Annotated in this window: 13 protein-coding genes; 7 read left to right on the top strand and 6 right to left on the bottom strand. The window is 65.2% G+C overall.

The annotated features are described in order from the left end of the window. The 3 genes from G406_RS45240 to G406_RS0107740 form a co-directional block, all read left to right on the top strand. Nucleotides 1-294: transposase (locus G406_RS45240; protein ID WP_037075641.1), on the top strand; the 294-nt coding region annotated here is incomplete at its 5' end. A 67-nt stretch (nucleotides 295-361) separates the two neighbouring features. Continuing rightward, nucleotides 362-1,924 carry an FAD-dependent oxidoreductase gene (locus G406_RS45245; RefSeq protein WP_084215850.1) on the top strand — a complete coding sequence of 521 codons (1,563 nt, stop codon included), beginning with the start codon at nucleotides 362-364 and terminating at the stop codon, nucleotides 1,922-1,924. After that, nucleotides 1,921-2,136 (top strand): hypothetical protein, encoded by a 216-nt coding sequence (locus G406_RS0107740; RefSeq protein WP_028933406.1) that lies wholly within the window; start codon nucleotides 1,921-1,923, stop codon nucleotides 2,134-2,136. The genes G406_RS45245 and G406_RS0107740 overlap by 4 nt, the downstream gene beginning before the upstream one ends. A gap of 199 nt (nucleotides 2,137-2,335) precedes the next feature. Here the strand turns inward: G406_RS0107740 and G406_RS0107745 are convergent, their stop codons facing one another. The 5 genes from G406_RS0107745 to G406_RS0107765 all read right to left on the bottom strand — a co-directional run bounded on the left by G406_RS0107745 (nucleotide 2,336) and on the right by G406_RS0107765 (nucleotide 7,818). After that, nucleotides 2,336-3,445, bottom strand: a complete 1,110-nt coding sequence (locus tag G406_RS0107745; RefSeq protein WP_028933407.1) for a class I SAM-dependent methyltransferase — start codon at nucleotides 3,443-3,445, stop codon at nucleotides 2,336-2,338. Between the two features lie 164 nt (nucleotides 3,446-3,609). After that, nucleotides 3,610-5,091, bottom strand: coding sequence for an aldehyde dehydrogenase family protein (locus tag G406_RS0107750; RefSeq protein WP_028933408.1), 1,482 nt, complete (start codon nucleotides 5,089-5,091; stop codon nucleotides 3,610-3,612). 214 nt (nucleotides 5,092-5,305) lie between these two features. Further along, the gene (locus tag G406_RS0107755) at nucleotides 5,306-6,238 is read right to left on the bottom strand and encodes an alpha/beta hydrolase (protein WP_028933409.1); all 933 of its coding nucleotides are present in this window, start codon (nucleotides 6,236-6,238) and stop codon (nucleotides 5,306-5,308) included. Nucleotides 6,239-6,323: 85 nt separating this feature from the next. Next, on the bottom strand, nucleotides 6,324-6,800 hold the full coding sequence (locus G406_RS0107760) for an MEKHLA domain-containing protein (protein ID WP_051341792.1): 477 nt from the start codon (nucleotides 6,798-6,800) through the stop codon (nucleotides 6,324-6,326). Between the two features lie 97 nt (nucleotides 6,801-6,897). Next, on the bottom strand, nucleotides 6,898-7,818 hold the full coding sequence (locus G406_RS0107765) for a glyoxalase (protein WP_156934722.1): 921 nt from the start codon (nucleotides 7,816-7,818) through the stop codon (nucleotides 6,898-6,900). A 542-nt stretch (nucleotides 7,819-8,360) separates the two neighbouring features. Here G406_RS0107765 and G406_RS0107775 point away from each other — a divergent pair. The 4 genes from G406_RS0107775 (at nucleotide 8,361) to G406_RS45250 (ending at nucleotide 13,529) form a co-directional block, all read left to right on the top strand. Continuing rightward, nucleotides 8,361-9,275 (top strand): alpha/beta hydrolase, encoded by a 915-nt coding sequence (locus G406_RS0107775; protein WP_064742863.1) that lies wholly within the window; start codon nucleotides 8,361-8,363, stop codon nucleotides 9,273-9,275. Between the two features lie 137 nt (nucleotides 9,276-9,412). Next, nucleotides 9,413-10,582, top strand: a complete 1,170-nt coding sequence (locus G406_RS0107780; RefSeq protein WP_028933413.1) for an LLM class flavin-dependent oxidoreductase — start codon at nucleotides 9,413-9,415, stop codon at nucleotides 10,580-10,582. A gap of 108 nt (nucleotides 10,583-10,690) precedes the next feature. Next, on the top strand, nucleotides 10,691-11,491 hold the full coding sequence (locus G406_RS0107785) for a GNAT family N-acetyltransferase (RefSeq protein ID WP_028933414.1): 801 nt from the start codon (nucleotides 10,691-10,693) through the stop codon (nucleotides 11,489-11,491). 97 nt (nucleotides 11,492-11,588) lie between these two features. Continuing rightward, complete coding sequence (locus tag G406_RS45250) at nucleotides 11,589-13,529, top strand: CocE/NonD family hydrolase (RefSeq protein ID WP_245607048.1); 1,941 nt, start codon at nucleotides 11,589-11,591, stop codon at nucleotides 13,527-13,529. Between the two features lie 1,066 nt (nucleotides 13,530-14,595). Here G406_RS45250 and G406_RS0107800 read toward each other — a convergent pair. After that, nucleotides 14,596-16,158: a long-chain-fatty-acid--CoA ligase gene (locus G406_RS0107800; RefSeq protein WP_028933416.1), complete on the bottom strand. Its 1,563-nt coding sequence runs from the start codon at nucleotides 16,156-16,158 to the stop codon at nucleotides 14,596-14,598. Nucleotides 16,159-16,740: the final 582 nt, after the last annotated feature.

A 16,740-nucleotide genomic window follows, 5' to 3' on the forward strand; every position in this document is an offset into this window, starting at 1 on the left:
TGGCGCAACGCCTGGGAAGAATTCGTGCCGTTCCTCGACTATGACGTCGAGATTCGCGGGATGATCTGTTCCACGAACGCGATCGAATCACTGAACGCCCGCTACCGGCGGGCGATCCGCGCGAGAGGGCATTTCCCGACCGAGCAAGCCGCGATGAAGTGCCTGTACCTTGTGACTCGCAGCCTGGACCCAACCGGGACAGGCCGCGCCAGGTGGACAATGCGCTGGAAGCCAGTGATCAACGCATTCGCCATCACGTTCGGTGACCGCTGGCCGGGAGCCGAGACCTACTGAAACTGACGCCGGAAACACCGATCACGAGACAGACCCGACCGGCCGGGAGCCGAACCCGATCTGTGGGATGTCAACGCCGTTGTTCAGTCGAACAAGAAGTATTCGCTGGTACGACATGGCGCCAGATCACCCAGTCAGTGGGACCTTGAACGTTTCTCGGGATCAATGGGATGTCCATTCGTGCTTACTAATGTCCATTGCTATGACAGAACGGCGTATACGAGGATTCCCCGAGGAGCGGCGGCACGCCTTCGCTCGTTTGGCGCGCACCGAGGTTCCAGCGTCGACGACTCGATTGATGGGTACCGCGGTCGTACTCGGCGCCGGCTTTGCCGGACTGTTGGCCGCCCGGGTACTGGCCGCCTACGCCGAACGGGTTGTGCTCCTCGAACAGGACGACCCTCACGCCGGCTCACGCCGGGGAGTCGGCCAGTACAACCAGGTACACACCCTGCTGCCCGGTGGCCGTGGACTCATCGAGCGTTGGTTTCCCGGATTCACCCAGGAAGCGGTCGAGCTCGGCGCCCCGATGCTGCACAGCTCTCAGATCGGCGCCTATTTCAACGGCGTTCGCACGGTGAGCGCACCCACGACTGATCTGTTGTGCGCCAGCCGACCATTCTTGGAACGGCACCTACGCGACCGGGTCGCCCAGCTCTCGGCGATACGCATCGTCACAGGCCGTGCGGAGGGGTTGGAGTTCACCGACGGAGCCGTGGCCGGCGTCCGCTACCGCGCCGAAGGGCGAAGCCACTTCCTCGCCTCGGACCTCGTCATCGACGCGATGGGGAGAGCCAGTCGACTCAGTGACTGGTTGGATGACGCGGGCTGGCCACGGCCACCGTTACGAAGAGTGACCACCGGGATCAACTACGCGACGGGATACTTCCGGGCCACGTCGATCCCGGATGATCTTCTCGCGGCGATCGCGCATTTCGGACCGGATCACTCCGACGGCTCGACAACCTCGGCTGCTGTCAACATGATCGAAGATCGACAATGGATGGTGGTGCTCGCCGGGTTGGGACAGCACCGACCCGGCCGGGACCTGGATGACTTCGTCGCTCGTTGCCGCAACGACCTCCCACCGATCTTCCGCACCGCGGTCGGCGGAGAGCCCGTCGGGGATATCCTTCGATATCATCAAGCGGACAGTCGCTCGCGCGACTTCACGGCGATCGCCTCTCCGGCCAGGGTGCTGAGCGTGGGCGACGCGGTCGCCTCCGTCAACCCGGTGTACGCCCAGGGCATATCCTCAGCAGCGCTGCACGCCGCGTGTCTGGCCGACTACCTCGCCGACCGACCCGACCTGACAGAACCCTTCGACCGGTTCTTCCGTCGACAGCGGCTCGTCGTGGACGCCGTGTGGCAGGTCGCAACCGCTACCGACTCCGCCAGGGCGGGACATCGCCGTCCCATGGCCGAGCGGATACGCACCTGGATTCTGAATCAAACCTTCGCCGCCGCCGCCACGAACGCCCAGGTTGCCGAGTCCCTCAACCTGGTCACCAGCCTGTTCGCCCACCCTGACACGTTGAGGAGGCCGGCGCTCCTGGCCCGAACGCTGAGGACCAACCACCGCGGTCGCGGATCCGGCCGAATCGAGATCCCTGACGCTCAGGCTCTGTGATCACCAGCGAGACCGTCCCGGCGGCGAGCGGCATTCGGGTGCTGCGACGAGCGCCCGATAGTCAGGACGGAGCAGCGCGGTCGATACCCGGCTCGGACGCCGGCCCTGACCAGGTGTTCGTCGAGCCGTTCGAGACCGGCGTCCAGACTGCGTTCGTCCAGTGCCCCCGAACGCAGAGTCCGGTCGAGGTGCATGCGGGCGAAGTACGGTAGATAGTTGTGAATCGTCGGCAACCTGTCGCCGATTCCGGTATCCCCTGACACACAGTGCCTGAGCGCCTGCTTCAGCAGCCCCAGTCAGGATGCGGAGGATCACACGACGTCGCTCTTTCCTCATCGACACCGAGCGAACAGGTATCGTCCCCACCGGATCCGCGAGCCCGGCACCCACCGGACCAATCCGGCCGACGGTTCACCGGCGCAGGGCGTACACCAGGTTGGTCGGCCCGGAGACCACCACCTCGGCCGACCCGAAACCGGCATCTCGAGCCAGCTGGCTGGTCCGAGCCGGGCCGGTCTGGTTACCCAAGCCGGCGGCCGGCGGAGCCGAGAGCCCGCTGGGCAGACACACCAGCAGCGAAGCACCCGTCAGGACCCGCCCGAGCGGGTTGAACACCTCACTGACCGAGTCCCAGCTCATCGGCTCGACCAGCATCACCACGCCGTCGTCGGCCAACGCCACCCGGGCCGCGCGCAGGGCGCCGAGCGGGTCGGGCATGTCGTGCAGGCAGTCGAAGAACGCCACCAGGTCGAATCGGCCGGTGAGGTCACCGGCCGCGCCCACGACGAACTCCAGATTGTCCGGTCCACCGGCCGCGGCCACCCGCTGCCGGGCCCGCTCGATCGAAGGCTGGTGGTAATCCAGACCGAGCCACCGGGTCTTCGGGAACGCATCGGCCATGATCCGTGTGGAGGTGCCGAGCCCGCATCCGATGTCGGCCGCATGTCCTCCGTCGTGCAGCCGCTCGGCCAATCCGGGCACCGCCGGGATCCACGCCTGGATCAGCTGACCTGTGTAGGCCGGGCGGAAGAACCGCTCGGTGCCCTCGAACAGGTCATTGTGGTGCTCGTGCCAACCGATGCCCTCGCCGGTTCGGAACGCTTCGGTCAGGCGATCGATCATCCGGGTGGCGGCGGTCATGTTCTGGAACATCCCGACCAGGTAATGCGGGCTGTCCAGGTTGATGAATATCTCGGCCTGCTCCGGGGTCATCTGGTAGCGGGCCGTCGTCGGATTCTCCGACTCGGGCTCCCCGCCGAGATGTTCGACGTAGCCGGCGGAGGCCATCGCGAGCAACCACTCCTGCACGTACCGTGTCGCCGTCCCGCTCACCTGGGCAAGCTCGGTCGCTGTCGCGGGACCGTGGTCGGCGAGCGCCCCGAACAGCCCGAGGCGATCGCCGATCAACGCGAGCGGGAGAGCAAGCGCACCACCGGCATCGGCGATCACGCCGTTCACGAGCTGTTCGAGCCGTTCGTCATCTACCTTCACTCGCGGCGTGGTCGCATCCGCAGCGGTCATCCGGCACCATCCCTGAGTCGCATCGCTGCCCCCGCTCCCAAGTTCGCGCGAGCTACCCGAAACTAATCCCGACAGATAAACAGCCGTTCAACCCCGGGGATGTCCGCTCACAGTTTCCCGTGGTCGACAGTCACCGGCGGGCGTGGCACCGAGTGCCTCATGCCTCAAAACGGCAGCTGTCGCTGACCACTCTGCGCGTTCACCCACACCACATCACTGAAATCGTCCAGCGAATTGGGTCCGCTTCGACCCCAGCCACTGGCCCGGACGCCACCCACCGGCGCCTGCGTCTCATCGTCGATGGTCGGGATATTCACGTGCACTGCGCCAGAGATGATCCGGTCGGCCAACTCCACCCCTCGGAACGTATCCCCGGTGAAGATCGACGACGTCAATCCGTAGCTGTGCCGATTCGCCTGCTCCACCGCGTGCTCGGCGTCCTCTGCCACAGCAACCACCAGCAACGGCCCGAACGTCTCCTCGTGATCCGCCTCAGCGTCGACAGGCACATCGACCACGATCGTCGGCTCATGCACCCGACCGGTCACCCCGCCGCCCGTGACCACTCGAGCGCCCTTACCCACCGCATCCTCGATGCGGCTCTGCATCGTTCGCACCGCTCGATCATTGATCAACGGTCCGATCAGCGTGGCCGAATCCGCGGGATTCCCCGCTGGCAGACTCCTCACCCGCTCCACCAGCCGAGCCAGGAACTCCTCGTAAACGGGTCGTTCCACTATCACCTTGCGGGTGCACAAACACACCTGCCCCTGATAGAAGAAGGCCCCGAAGGTGGCCGACCGGACGGCGTAGTCCAGGTCCGCGTCGGCCAACACGATCATCGTGTTGTATCCACCCAGCTCCATCACCGAGCGCTTCAACTCCCGGCCGGCCCGCTCAGCCAACATCCGGGCTGTCCGGACGCCGCCGATAAGATTGATGCACCGGACCTCCGGCCGCTCGAAGAACACGTCCCCCATGGCCTCCGCCGCTCCGGGAGCGTGCGTCACGACATTGATCACCCCTGGCGGGAAACCGGCCTCGTCCGCGACCTGGGCCATCACCAGACCAGCCGAGATCGGAGCCTCCTCCGACGGCTTCACCACCACCGTGTTACCTGCCGCGATCGGCGAGATCACGGCCCGCCAACCCAATACATTGGCCCCGTTCCATGGGGTGAAACTCGCAACGACTCCCAACGGTCGCCGCACCGCCATCGAGTAGGTGCCGGAGAAGTCGGACTCCAGTACCTCACCTTTCGGCCGATAGACCCAGTTCGCCGCCTGTCGCAACATGTCCTGGGCGATCTGCTGTTGGAAATCGACGAACCGACTCGGCCACCCAGTCTCTTCGACCACGATGTCCACCAGGTCACCTCGGTGAGTGTCAACGAGCTCAGCGGCCCTCAGGAACAGCTGCTGCTTCTCGCTCGCAGGCATCGCCACCCACTCCGGAAAGGCCCGTGCCGCCGCCGTCACCGCCCGATCGGCGTCCGCGGCGCCACCGGCCGCCGCCCGCGCATGCACCCCGCCCCGATACGGGCTCATGACGTCGAAGAGGTTCCCCTCGACCGACCCCACCCACGTACCGTCAATGAACTGACGGTACTCACGGATACCGCCCGCGCCGTCGACACTCCACCCCATCTACCTCACTGACTCCTTCTGCTATTCCAGCTCTGAAAGTGGACCGGCCCTCCGATATCACAAACGAATGCGTTCGGCACCAACCCGCACTTCGCCTGTTTATCGAAGACGGACGACGGTCAGCCATTGCCGGTAAGCTCACCATGAACATACTGACACAGTGTCGATCAATTTCCAGTGAGCGGAAATTGTTGAACATGGCCGCAACCGATGGTCAGGCCCAGACCTGATGCAACAGCGCCGCCATCTCCTTCACGATCGGCCGACCGGCGGGCACAGCCTTGTCCATCCAGAAAAAGCCGTGGATGAGCCCGGCAAATCGCTTCGCCGACACCGCCACTCCGGCACGGTTCATCGCTTCGGCGTAGGCCTCACCCTGGTCACGCAGTGGGTCGAACTCGGCGGTGGCCACGTAGGCCGGAGGCAACCCGGCGAGGCTCTCTGCCCGCGCGGGACACGCGTAAGGCGCCTGGCCGATATCCAACTCCCCCAGATAATGCGCCCAGAACCAGCGCATCGAATCCCGGGTGAGCAAGTAACCCTCCGCGTTGTCGGTGTAGGACGCGGTGGTGAAGTCGAAGTCGGTCACCGGATAGATCAACAACTGAGCGCTGATCGCCGGACCCCCTCGATCCCGGGCCGCCAGGGCAACCGCCGCCGCCAGGTTGCCCCCGGCGCTGTCCCCGGCCACCGCCAGCTTGGCGGGATTCACTCCGAGCTCATCGGCATGTTCCGCAACCCACTCGGTGGCCGCGTAACAGTCCTCGAACGGGGCCGGGTAGCGGTGCTCGGGCGCCAGTCGGTAGTCAACGGACACCACCACTGCTCCGGTCGCGGCGGCAAGCACCCGACACGGCCGATCCACGACCTCGAGATCGCCGATCACCCAGCCACCGCCGTGGAAGAAGACGACGACGGGCCGAGTCCCGAGGTCGCCGGTGGGTGTGTACACCCGGACCGGGATCTCCCCTGCCGGGCCAGGCAGGGCACGGGTCACAACCGCTGCCATCTCGGTCGGTTCGCCCTGCAGGTCGACGAAACCCTCAGTGGTGGCGCGGGCAGCCGGCACGGTCGTCTCCGACAGCGGTGGCTGGTTCGCCTCGGCCATGGCCGAGAGCACGAGCTGAACCTCGGGGTGAACAGGCATCATCGCCTCCAGTCGTCGTGTGGGACGTGGACAAGACGCGAAATCGAATGCCCGACCGCGCCCGGCCGGGCAAATCTCGGATGTCTCAAGCCGGGGTGACCGAGGTGAAAGTGGCAGCCTGGCCACGTAGCTCCCCGTGCTCATCGATCACGTTCCACACAGTGGTGTTCTCGATCCAGAACTGGGCGCCGGATTTGCTGATCCGCAGACCCCGGTAGCCGCTGAAGTATCCGTTACGCGTGACTTCATCGAGTAGATGGGCACGTTCAGCTCGGTCAGGGGTGGCCGCCGAAAGCTGTGACCGGAGGCCGTCGAACTCTGACCAGTCGTATCCGAAAGCCCGCTGCGCTGTCCGGTTCGCGTAACGAAATACCGGGTCAGAGCCCCGTTCGTGAGCCAGCAAACCGAAGGGGGCCTCGTGGTAAAGCCAATGCGCGGCATCCGCCGCCGTCGACTCGACGTCGACCAGCTTCGTCCCCACGGTCCGCAGGTGACTTTCGGCGAGAAGCCTCGCGAACGCTGGATCTTCACAACCCGTGGGACGCAAACCCGTCTGCGACATGAACTACCGACCTCCGAACAAACCCAGAATCGACATCCAGCCAAGTATCGACAACATGGGTGGACAGCATGTCAACACGTCGGGACCCGCAACGGACTCAGTGGAACTCGCCGTCGTGGACTTCGGCCGTGTAACCGCCGGGAAACTGCATCATGACACTGGAGCGGTCGGCCGACTTGTACGGTCCCGCGAGTACGGTGACGCCGTTCGCCTTCGCTTTCGCAATCGTGTCGGCGAGATTCGGCACGGTGTATCCGGTGGTGTCGTGGCCGTAGGGGTAGGTCCAGGCGCCCTGATTCGTCGCCAGTACGACCGTGTTGCCGAACGGGGTCGTCATCCGGACGCGGTGGAACGTCGTGCCCGGGGCGCCGATCTCCCCGCCATCGGCGTTGCTGACGTCCGAGATCACCTTACCGCCGGTGAATTTCAGATACGACGCCAGGAACGCGCTGACCGTGTCCTCGGACAGGTACACCCGGAACTCCGGCTGAGTGGTGAGCGGAGTGAATCCGGACATGTCGAACTGCTCCCAGATTTGGGAGCTGTACCCCCCGGGGAACCGGATCACCGCCTCGCGCCCCACCGGCCCGGTCCACGGAGCCACCGGCACAGTGGCGCCCGCCTGCTGAGCAACCTTCACAGCGCTGTCCGGGTTGTGGACACCGAAGCCGGTCTGTTCCGACCCGAACGGGTAAGGGATCGGGGTCTGGTAGTCGTATGCCGCCAGCAGACCCACCGGCGAGTGCATGATCGATGCCATCGTGTTGCTCGCGGTCGGCGTGATCTGGAAGGCGGAGGGCGCATTATGGGTCCCGCCGAACGTCCCTTCCCAGCTCTGGATGAAGTCGTTCAGTTTCCCGTGCTCGACGTAAACGTGCGTGGCGTCGTACTGCACGCCATAGGGCTGAGCAGCGGCGACGTTGGCCGTGCTCTGGGGCGCGGACGCGGTACCGCAGGCCGACACTACGAGGCTCGCCATACCTATCGCTGCCAGCGCGATGATTCGGGTCCGCTTCACCTGTGGGCTCTCCTTCATGAGAATTGTCTGTTCACCGGTAATGCCACTGGACGTCTCCGGACCACCGGGGGCGCACCTCGGCCCGTGGAGCCGAGGTGCCGTCGATGCTGTGCCTCGAGCGCGGTGGACCGCGCGCCGCGGACACCACTGGCCCCGCTGACCTCACATCAGACCGTCATTTAACATGACTACTTCCGACGCTGACAACGCACTATTGGTTGATTTGCCAGCAAGGCATCGTGATAGTGATGAGTATCATAGTAATAGTTCATGACGAACGGCCACTGTGCTCCGACTCCGACGTCCGGTTCGACGGCTGAGCGCGGGTCGTGATCAGTTTGTTGAGCTCGTGTCGATCGCCGAGGTGTTCACTAGCCCACAAGTCACTCGTGAGCAGGTAGACCTGAAGGACGACCACACCGGCAGGCACGGTCGGAGCCACGCGCCGACGGCCTGTCCGATGGCGAATCTCGACGGTCGGCCAGGAACGGGCCTACCCCTGGATGTTCTGGCTCACGCGGTCAGAGATTGGATCACTGAACATGCCCATCGATACACAGCTACAGCAGCTCCTGGAGATGATGCCGGACCTGCGCATCGCCGAACTCGGCCCGAGCGGTATGCGGGACGCGTTCGCCCAGGCCATGGCAGCCATGCCACCGGCGCCCGCGCTGCCGAAGGTCGCCGACCGCACGATCGCGGACGGCATCGGCGTGCGCATCTACTGGCCGACGCCGGACCCGAAGGACCTCCCGGTCGTGGTCCACTACCACGGCGGCGGATTCGTGGTGGGCGATCTGGACACGTACGGCGGGGTGTGCCGGACCATCGCACTGCAGACCGGTGCGATCGTGGTCGCGGTGAACTATCGGCTCGCCCCGGAGCACCCGTTCCCGGCGGCTGTGGACGACTCGTACGCCGCGCTAAACTGGGTCGCCGAGCACGCCGAGGAACTGGGCGCCGACCCGGCCCGGCTGGCGGTCTGTGGAGACTCGGCAGGCGGGAATCTGGCTGCTGTCGTCGCCCAGCTGGCCCAGCAGGCCGGCGGTCCGACGATCGTGTTCCAGCTGCTGTGGTACCCGGCCACCACGTTCGACCTCACGCTGCCCTCGGTCGTCGAGAACACCGACGATCCGGTGCTGACGCTCGAGGACATGTCCGAGTACCTCCGCCTCTACCTGGGCCCGACACCGCCCGACCCGATGCCCGCAACCCTGGCTCCGGCCACGGCGGCCAGCCTGTCCGGCCTCCCGCCGGCATACATCGCCACGGCCGGCAACGACCCGCTGCGTGACGACGGGACGCGTTACGCCGAACTGTTGAAGGACGCGGGCGTCCCGGTCGAGCTGCACGAGGCCGAGACCTTGGTTCACGGCTACACGCTGTTCGCCGACGTGGTACCGGCGGCCTCCGACGCGTTGGCCACAGCACTGGCGGCTCTCAAGTCGGCCCTGTAACGGCACGACACGCCGCTGTCAGCCGAAGCGAGCGCAGCACCGCCCACCGCTTCGGCCGACAGCGCGGGTTCGCGGCGCCCTCGTCAGCGGTCGGCGACGTTGACAGAATGCCCACACGTTCGGCCTAGCGTCGGGGCATGAGCAGGTTACGTTTCGGCACTTTTCTCGCCCCGATCCACCCCGCGGGGGAGAACCCCACGCTGGCATTGCAGCGCGACCTGAACCTGATCGAACACCTGGACCGCTGCGGCTATGACGAGGCGTGGATCGGCGAGCACCACTCGGCCGGAAGCGAGATCATCGCTTCGCCGGAGATCTTCATCGCGGCGGCGGCCGAACGGACGAGAAACATCAGGCTCGGCACCGGTGTCACCTCGCTGAGTTACCACAACCCGCTCTGGGTGGCCGAGCGAATGGTGTTGTTGGACCATCTGACCCGTGGCCGGGTGATGCTCGGTGTCGGTCCCGGCTCCCTGCCCACCGACTCGGCCATGATCGGGCTGACTCCGACCCAGACTCGTGAGCTGCTCGAAACCAACCTCGACGTGGTCGTGCGGTTGTTGCGGTCAGATGAGCCGATCACCGTCGACACCGGCACGCACACGCTTCACGAGGCGCGACTGCACCTGCGGCCCTACTCCGACCCACACTTCGACATAACGGTGGCCGCGGTGGCTTCGCCGACCGGCGCTCGGCTCGCCGGGCGGTATGGCCTCGGCCTGCTCTCCATCGGCGCGACACTCACCTCCGACGGTTTCGACGCACTCGCCCATCACTGGAACGTCATGCAAGAGCGGGCCGCGGCCTTCGGCACGACCGTGGACCGGGACACATGGCGCCTGGTCGGGCTCATGCACATCGCCGAGACCCGTGAGCAGGCGTACAAGGACGTCGAGCACGGCATCGAGCAATGGTTCAACTACTACCAGGGAGTGGCCGCGTTCCCCCAGATGCACGTCGAAGGCGGCGACGTCAGTCAGATGATCGACTTCATCAACAAGTCGGGCACCGGCACGATCGGAACCGTCGAGGACGCGAGGGCCCAGGTACAGCGGCTGATGGACCAATCCGGTGGCTTCGGCGCGATGCTGTTGATGGCACATGACTGGGCGAACCCGGAGGCGACGCGACGCTCCTACGAGCTGATCGCCCAGCACGTCATGCCCGAGTTCCAGGGCCAGTCCTGGTCCACGCTCGCCGCTGAGAAACGAGCCGCCGACACTCGGGCCGGACACACCGAGGCTCAGCACCAGGCCGTCGCCTACGCGACCGAGAAGTACCACAAGGAACTCGCCGACAAGGTGTGAACCACTCCGCCGGGCGCGAGGCGTTCCGCCCAACCTGCCGGGCGATCATGCCCGGAGCCCGTCCCTCCGCCGGGATTCCACAATCCGATTCTCCACTCAGAGGTAGCAGTGACCGAACCCAACGCAGCGATCGAATCAGTGGAGCAACTCACCGTCGGCTGGCGGACGATGGTGCTCGACCGCGACCCGCACGCTGACGTGCGCGATCGACCTGGCCTCGCGGTGAGGTGGGCCGACTGCAAATTCCCCTTCTGGAACTGCGTCACCCTGACCGAGGTCAACGTCGACCTCCGTCTCCTCGAGCAACGCGTGCGGCACGCGGCGGACATCATGCGTCAGAAGGCCCAGCCCGGTTTCCTCTGGGTCTTCGAGGACCTCCTTCACCAGGACGCTCGTGCGACGCTCGACTCGATGGCCGAGCGGGCAGGCCTCTCGTACGCCTTCCCCGGCACCGGTATGGCGGGCGATCTCCTGCCCCTGCCCGAGCCGACTCACCCGGAGCTGACCTTCACTCGTGTGACGACCGACGACCAGCTCGAGGCATACGCGGACCTGAACTCGCGCGCCTACGGATTTCCCCTCGATGCGGGGCGGGACGGCATCGGCGGCTCCGAGCTCTGGAAGCAGGAGGTCCATGCCTATCTGGGACTGCGTGACGGCATCCCGGTGACCTGTGCCGCCACCGTCGTGACGGCGGGATGCCTGTTCGTCGTGCTCGTCGCTACTGCCCCGGAATGGGAGCGACGCGGCTACGGCGAGGCGGTGACACGGAAGGCGCTCTACGAGAGTGGCAGGGTTACCGGCCTCGTCCGCGCCACGCTGCACGCCACAGCCGCCGGCGCGCCGGTGTACCCGCGAATCGGTTTCGTCCCCAATACTCCGATCCGTTTCTACAGCCTGACGCGGTGAACCGCGACCGCCGGCGCCGTGCCCGATCGCCGCACGGCCCGCCGTCGGACTCGCGGCCGTCCACACACTGTCGATCGTTGTTCCCTTAGCTGGCCTCATGAGTACAGCCCGGTCTGCCCGGTTCCGGTCGTCGCGGCTCATGGTCCTGTTCGTGGTCCTGCTGTGTACGGCGGCCGCCTGCGCCGCCCCCGGAACGCCGCTCACCGCGACCACAACGCCCGCCTGGCCCCCGGCAGGCGGGCGTGGCCCCTGCACGGTGTCGAGGACGACCGATGTTGCGGTGCCCATGCGGGACGGCATCGTGCTGCGCGCGGACATCTACCGACCGGCCACGACCCGGCCGGTACCGGTCATCCTCTACCGAACCCAGTACGACAAGAACACGGCACAGGTCCAGCCGTTTCGCTTCCAGAGCCCAGACTGGTTCGCCTCACACTGCTACCTGGTGGTGACGGAGGATATCCGCGGTGTGTATGCCTCGGGCGGAACGTTCTCCGAGTTCACCCACGACCAGAACGACGGTTACGACAGTGTGGAGTGGGCGGCACAGCTGCCCGGTTCGAACGGCAAGGTCGGGATGTACGGCTCGTCGTACGTCGGGGCGACCCAGTGGCTGGCGGCCGAGGCCGCCCCACCGCACCTGGCCACCATCGTCCCGACCAATACATCGTCGGACTACTACCAGGGCTGGAACTACGAGGACGGCGCGTTCCGACTGAACTTCGTCGAGCCATGGGCGATGGGGGATCTGGCCGTAGCGGCCGCCAGGCGACGGGGCGACACGGCGGCCGCCGCCGAACTGGACCACGCGTACAAGTCCGACATCGCCGGGCTGTTGCGGTTCACGCCATACGACCGGCTCACGCCGTTCCAGCCGGAGAACCCGGCCGTGGCTCCGTGGTTCTTCGACTGGATCCGCCACCGCACGGCAGATGACTTCTGGCGTCAATGGGCACCGAACCAGTACTACCCGAAGATCACGATTCCGGTATTGGACTTCGAAGGCTGGTACGACGCGTTCCTCAACGGCGGGGTGCAGAACTTCACCGGCATGGTCGCCGGAGCCGGTTCCTCCTTCGCCAGGGCGAACCAGCGGATGGTGATCGGGCCATGGGACCACATCGGCTGGGGGCGCCCCGGCAGCACTGAGGCTCCCAAGCTCAAGGAGCTCGGCCCCATCGCCAGCTCACCGATCAACGACTTGATGCTCGCCTGGTGGGACCACTACCTCAAAGGCATGAACAATGGCATCGGCACCGGCAACGACCGGGTGGACTACTTCCAGATGGGCTCGAACACCTGGCATACCACCACCGGCTGGCCACTGCCCGGCACCCAGACCACACCGATGTACCTGTCCAGCGGCGGTCACGCCAACACCGGCGACGGAGACGGTGTCCTCACGACCATTCCAGCGGCGCCGACGACGCCGGCGGACCGCTACCGCTACGACCCCACCAACCCTGTTCCCAGCGCAGGCGGCCACTCCTGCTGCTCCGTCGAAGGAGTCGGCACCCAGGGCCCGTACGACCAGCGGCAGGTGGAGCAACGCCCCGACGTCCTCACCTATACCACCGACCCGCTGACCCACGACACAGATATCACCGGCCCCATGAGCCTCACGCTCTACGCTGCTTCCTCCGCGCCTGACACCGACTGGACCGCCAAGGTCGACGTGGTCCACCCGGACGGCAGCGTGGTGAACCTGAACAACGGAATCCAGCGCGCCGGCTTCCGCGACTCGTTGAGCCGGCCCAGCCCGATCGCCCCCGGACAGGTGTACCGGTACACGATCAACGTCTGGCCGACCAGCTATCTGACCCGAGCGGGCGACCGAATCAGGCTGGAAGTCTCCTCCAGCGACTTCCCCCAGTTCGACCCGAACCCCAACACCGGGGACTGGCTAGGAGACAGCACTCGCACGCAGCCCGCGGACCAGACGATCCTGCATGACGCCGCGCATCCATCGGTTCTGCTGCTGCCGATTGTTCCCGTTACCCGGGAACCGGCCGGCTTGCCGTCAGCGCCGACTCACTAGAGTCCGGTCCCGGACGTCTGGACAGGAAACCACGCTCTGCCAGAACCGCTCCGCCCGCGTCCGCGGGATACGTCGACCGTTCCCCGCCGACAACCGAGATCGGAACGTATCGGACAAAGCGCTCACAAAAGAGTCACGCTCTCCGATGAGCTGAGTGAACAACAGCCCCGCCATATCCGCGCCGGCATCGATCCAGCAGTGTGTGTTGAGGGCGTCGCTGTACACCAAAGGCGCTGCCGCCGGGCGATCCGGGCGGAGAGACATGAGGACATCACGGCTTTCCGCCGTCAAGAGGATCGGGTCAGCGCGTAGGACACTACGCAACATCGTCAGTGCATCCGCCGCGGTGGAATACAAAGTCGTTCGCCCACAGAGCAGCGATGCTCTGGTGGCGGTCGAGAAGGAGACGGCCCGAAGCTTTCCCTCTGGACTCACGTCGTGAACATCCGCAACTCGTGTCCACATCGATGACGGCAACGAGACGTGGGTGTCTCTCATCATCAACCGCTGAATGATTCCTTCGGTCATCCGGCGCTCGACGCTCGCTCCGCCGCAACGCATCAGTACCGCCGCCAAGGAGTCAGCCGAGGACTGCGCAAGGACCGGGTCGGCGCTCGCGACGTCCTCGAGGACTCCGCGCAGCGTTCGCGGCGTGGCCGAACTTCCATCCAGAGGTTCATCGAGGCCGGCTCGCCCCGAGTCGACCTCCTGCAACGCACAGACGCTCAGGGCCAGCCTCAGAAGTGCTGGCGAACGAAACAAGGTGTCCGCGGTTACCCGCGACGATCCTCCAGCGACACCGCGCTGACGGTAGGCTCCCCTGAACGTGACATCACCAGAACTTCCCGCCATGGCAACCAGCCCTGGAACACGATGTGTCCGGGTGGCCGAGCGCAGTACGGACTCAACGCGCCTCAATGGAATCCCCTGCCCGTTTCAGACAGCTCGATTGCAGCAACCACTGGTCGTCGCCTCGATAACACAGACGATGCTCACATACTCTGGTTGACAAACTGCGCACGACTACGGGCCGACGTTCCAGCTGAACACTCAGCCGTTCCTCGGGTCAGCTCAGCTGACGCTCTCGCCCTCGCCAATATCGGGCCCGGATATCGCGTTTGAGAATCTTGCCGGAAGCGTTGCGCGGCAGTTCCTGAACGACATCGACCGACTTCGGACATTTGTAGGACGCGAGCCGTTCCCGGCAGTAGCTGAGTAGCTCCGCCTCGTCCACCCGCTGACCGGTCGCGGTGACCGCCACGACCTTGGGCACCTCGCCCCATTTTTCGTCGGGTACTCCGACCACCGTCAGCTCGGCCACCGATGGGTGCTCGGCCAGTACCCGCTCGATCTCGGCCGGGTAGATGTTCTCCCCGCCGCTGATGATCAGATCTTTGATGCGGTCGGTGATGTACAGGTAACCGTCGTCGTCCAGATGCCCGGCGTCGCCGGTGCGGTACCACCCGTTCACGTCGACGGCCGCCGCGCTGGCTCCAGGCTTGTTCCAGTACCCGGTCATCAGGTGAGGGGTGAGCACACAGACTTCGCCGGTCGTGCCCGCCGGGAGGGGCACATCGCCACCGGGACCACGGATCTCCAGACGGATTCCCATCATCGGTATCCCGGCGGAGAGCAGGCGGTGTGGGTTGGCACGGTCACCGTGTTCGGTCGGCCCCAGCATGCTCACTGCACCGGATGTCTCAGTCATGCCGTACACCTGCATGAATACGTTCGGAAAAACTTCCTGGCAGGCGCGTAGCGTGGGCAGCGGAATGGGTGAGGCTCCGTAGAAGAGCAACCGCAGCGCCGAATAGTCGTGGTCCGTAGCGTGCGGATGGCGGGCGATCATGTCCAGCAGCGCCGGCACCAAGAAGGTATGGCTGATCCGTTCCCGCTCCAGCGTTCGGCAGACAGCGAGAGGCTCGGGGGTCCGCATGATGACGTTGCGCGCCCCGTTGTACAGCTGCGCCAAGGTGCCTCCCACTCCCGCGACGTGGAACATTGGCATGGCGGTGAGAAACGAGTCGTCCGAGGTCAAGCCCGCGGCGGCGGTCATGTCCCGGCACTGTCCCAGCAAGCCGGCGTGGGTGAGCATGGCGCCCTTCGGGAAACCGGTGGTACCCGAGGTGTAGAGCTGCAGAACAGTGTCATCGGGATGAGCAGGGTGCCGCTCGTCATCGGGTGGAACACTGAGCCAGGCTTCATACTCGTCGTGTTCACCGCCGATCACGACCAGTCGGCGAAGATCGGGCACTCGATCTTGCACGTGGACCGCTATGTCCGCCAGCTCCCCTCCGACGAACAGAATCGCCGCACCGGAGTCACTGAGCACGTACTCCAGCTCGGCCGGAGCCAACCGGAAGTTGATCGGGACGTGCACCGCGCCCACCTGCGCGCACGCCAGAGTCAGCTCCAGCCAGGAGGGGTGGTTCAGATCCAGGGTGGCCACCCGGTCACCCTGAGCCAATCCTGTCGCCCGTAACGCTCCCGCGCACCGAGAGACTCGATCACCCAGTTCCGCCCAGCTCCAGCTCTGGTCACCGAAACGCTGTGCTTCACGGTCGGGATGCTCAGCCACCCAGTGGGCTAGGAGCTCGGACAGATACTTCGGAGATTCGAGACCGGCCACCCCATCAGGTGTAGTCGTCTCGGATCAACGCCTACTCAACGCTCTGAACAAGTTCCCGGGCGAAAGCCGACCCCAACCGACATCAATGAACAGCGCATAGCCCGCGATCATCATAGCGGCGAACAGAGCTAAATTTAACGCGACCATCATATTTTCACTGATGTAGACGACCATACTGACATGTAGTACGACTCCCAGGGTCGCCGCGGTCGACTGGAGCCGCCGCACCCAGAGACCTAGGCTTGGCAGGTGCCGTGTAGATCAGAGTTCTGGCCGCGAGTTCGAGAGACTTAATGCACGCCGCCAGCCCAAACACGACACGGAAGACCGACAGACGCTGAGCCGGTATTGTTTCGGGCACGGTCAGCAACGCTCGATTCTCTCAATCTTTCCATTGTAGTATCGCGCGATAGATCCGAGTTCAGCATGTCTCTCGCAGAGCATCTCCAAGCCTTCGACGCCGTAGTGAATAGCGTTCCACGGCACCCCGAGCTCAGCGGGATCAACGACTTCCTTCTTGTCGTCGCGCGTGGTTCCGACATATCGGTAATTGGTTGACGTTTCAGTGTACATACTCCACGA

This window comes from Actinospineispora spinosispora DSM 44797 (assembly GCF_000429025.1).
Classification (GTDB): domain Bacteria; phylum Actinomycetota; class Actinomycetes; order Mycobacteriales; family Pseudonocardiaceae; genus Pseudonocardia; species Pseudonocardia spinosispora.

Excerpts from the sequence above, each read along its gene's own strand:
- G406_RS45245 (WP_084215850.1), top strand. The coding sequence starts at position 362 with ATGTCAACGCCGTTGTTCAGTCGAACAAGAAGTATTCGCTGGTACGAC.
- G406_RS0107745 (WP_028933407.1), bottom strand. The coding sequence starts at position 3,445 with ATGACCGCTGCGGATGCGACCACGCCGCGAGTGAAGGTAGATGACGAA.
- G406_RS0107750 (WP_028933408.1), bottom strand. The coding sequence starts at position 5,091 with ATGGGGTGGAGTGTCGACGGCGCGGGCGGTATCCGTGAGTACCGTCAG.
- G406_RS0107755 (WP_028933409.1), bottom strand. The coding sequence starts at position 6,238 with ATGCCTGTTCACCCCGAGGTTCAGCTCGTGCTCTCGGCCATGGCCGAG.
- G406_RS0107760 (WP_051341792.1), bottom strand. The coding sequence starts at position 6,800 with ATGTCGCAGACGGGTTTGCGTCCCACGGGTTGTGAAGATCCAGCGTTC.
- G406_RS0107775 (WP_064742863.1), top strand. The coding sequence starts at position 8,361 with ATGCCCATCGATACACAGCTACAGCAGCTCCTGGAGATGATGCCGGAC.
- G406_RS0107780 (WP_028933413.1), top strand. The coding sequence starts at position 9,413 with ATGAGCAGGTTACGTTTCGGCACTTTTCTCGCCCCGATCCACCCCGCG.
- G406_RS45250 (WP_245607048.1), top strand. The coding sequence starts at position 11,589 with ATGAGTACAGCCCGGTCTGCCCGGTTCCGGTCGTCGCGGCTCATGGTC.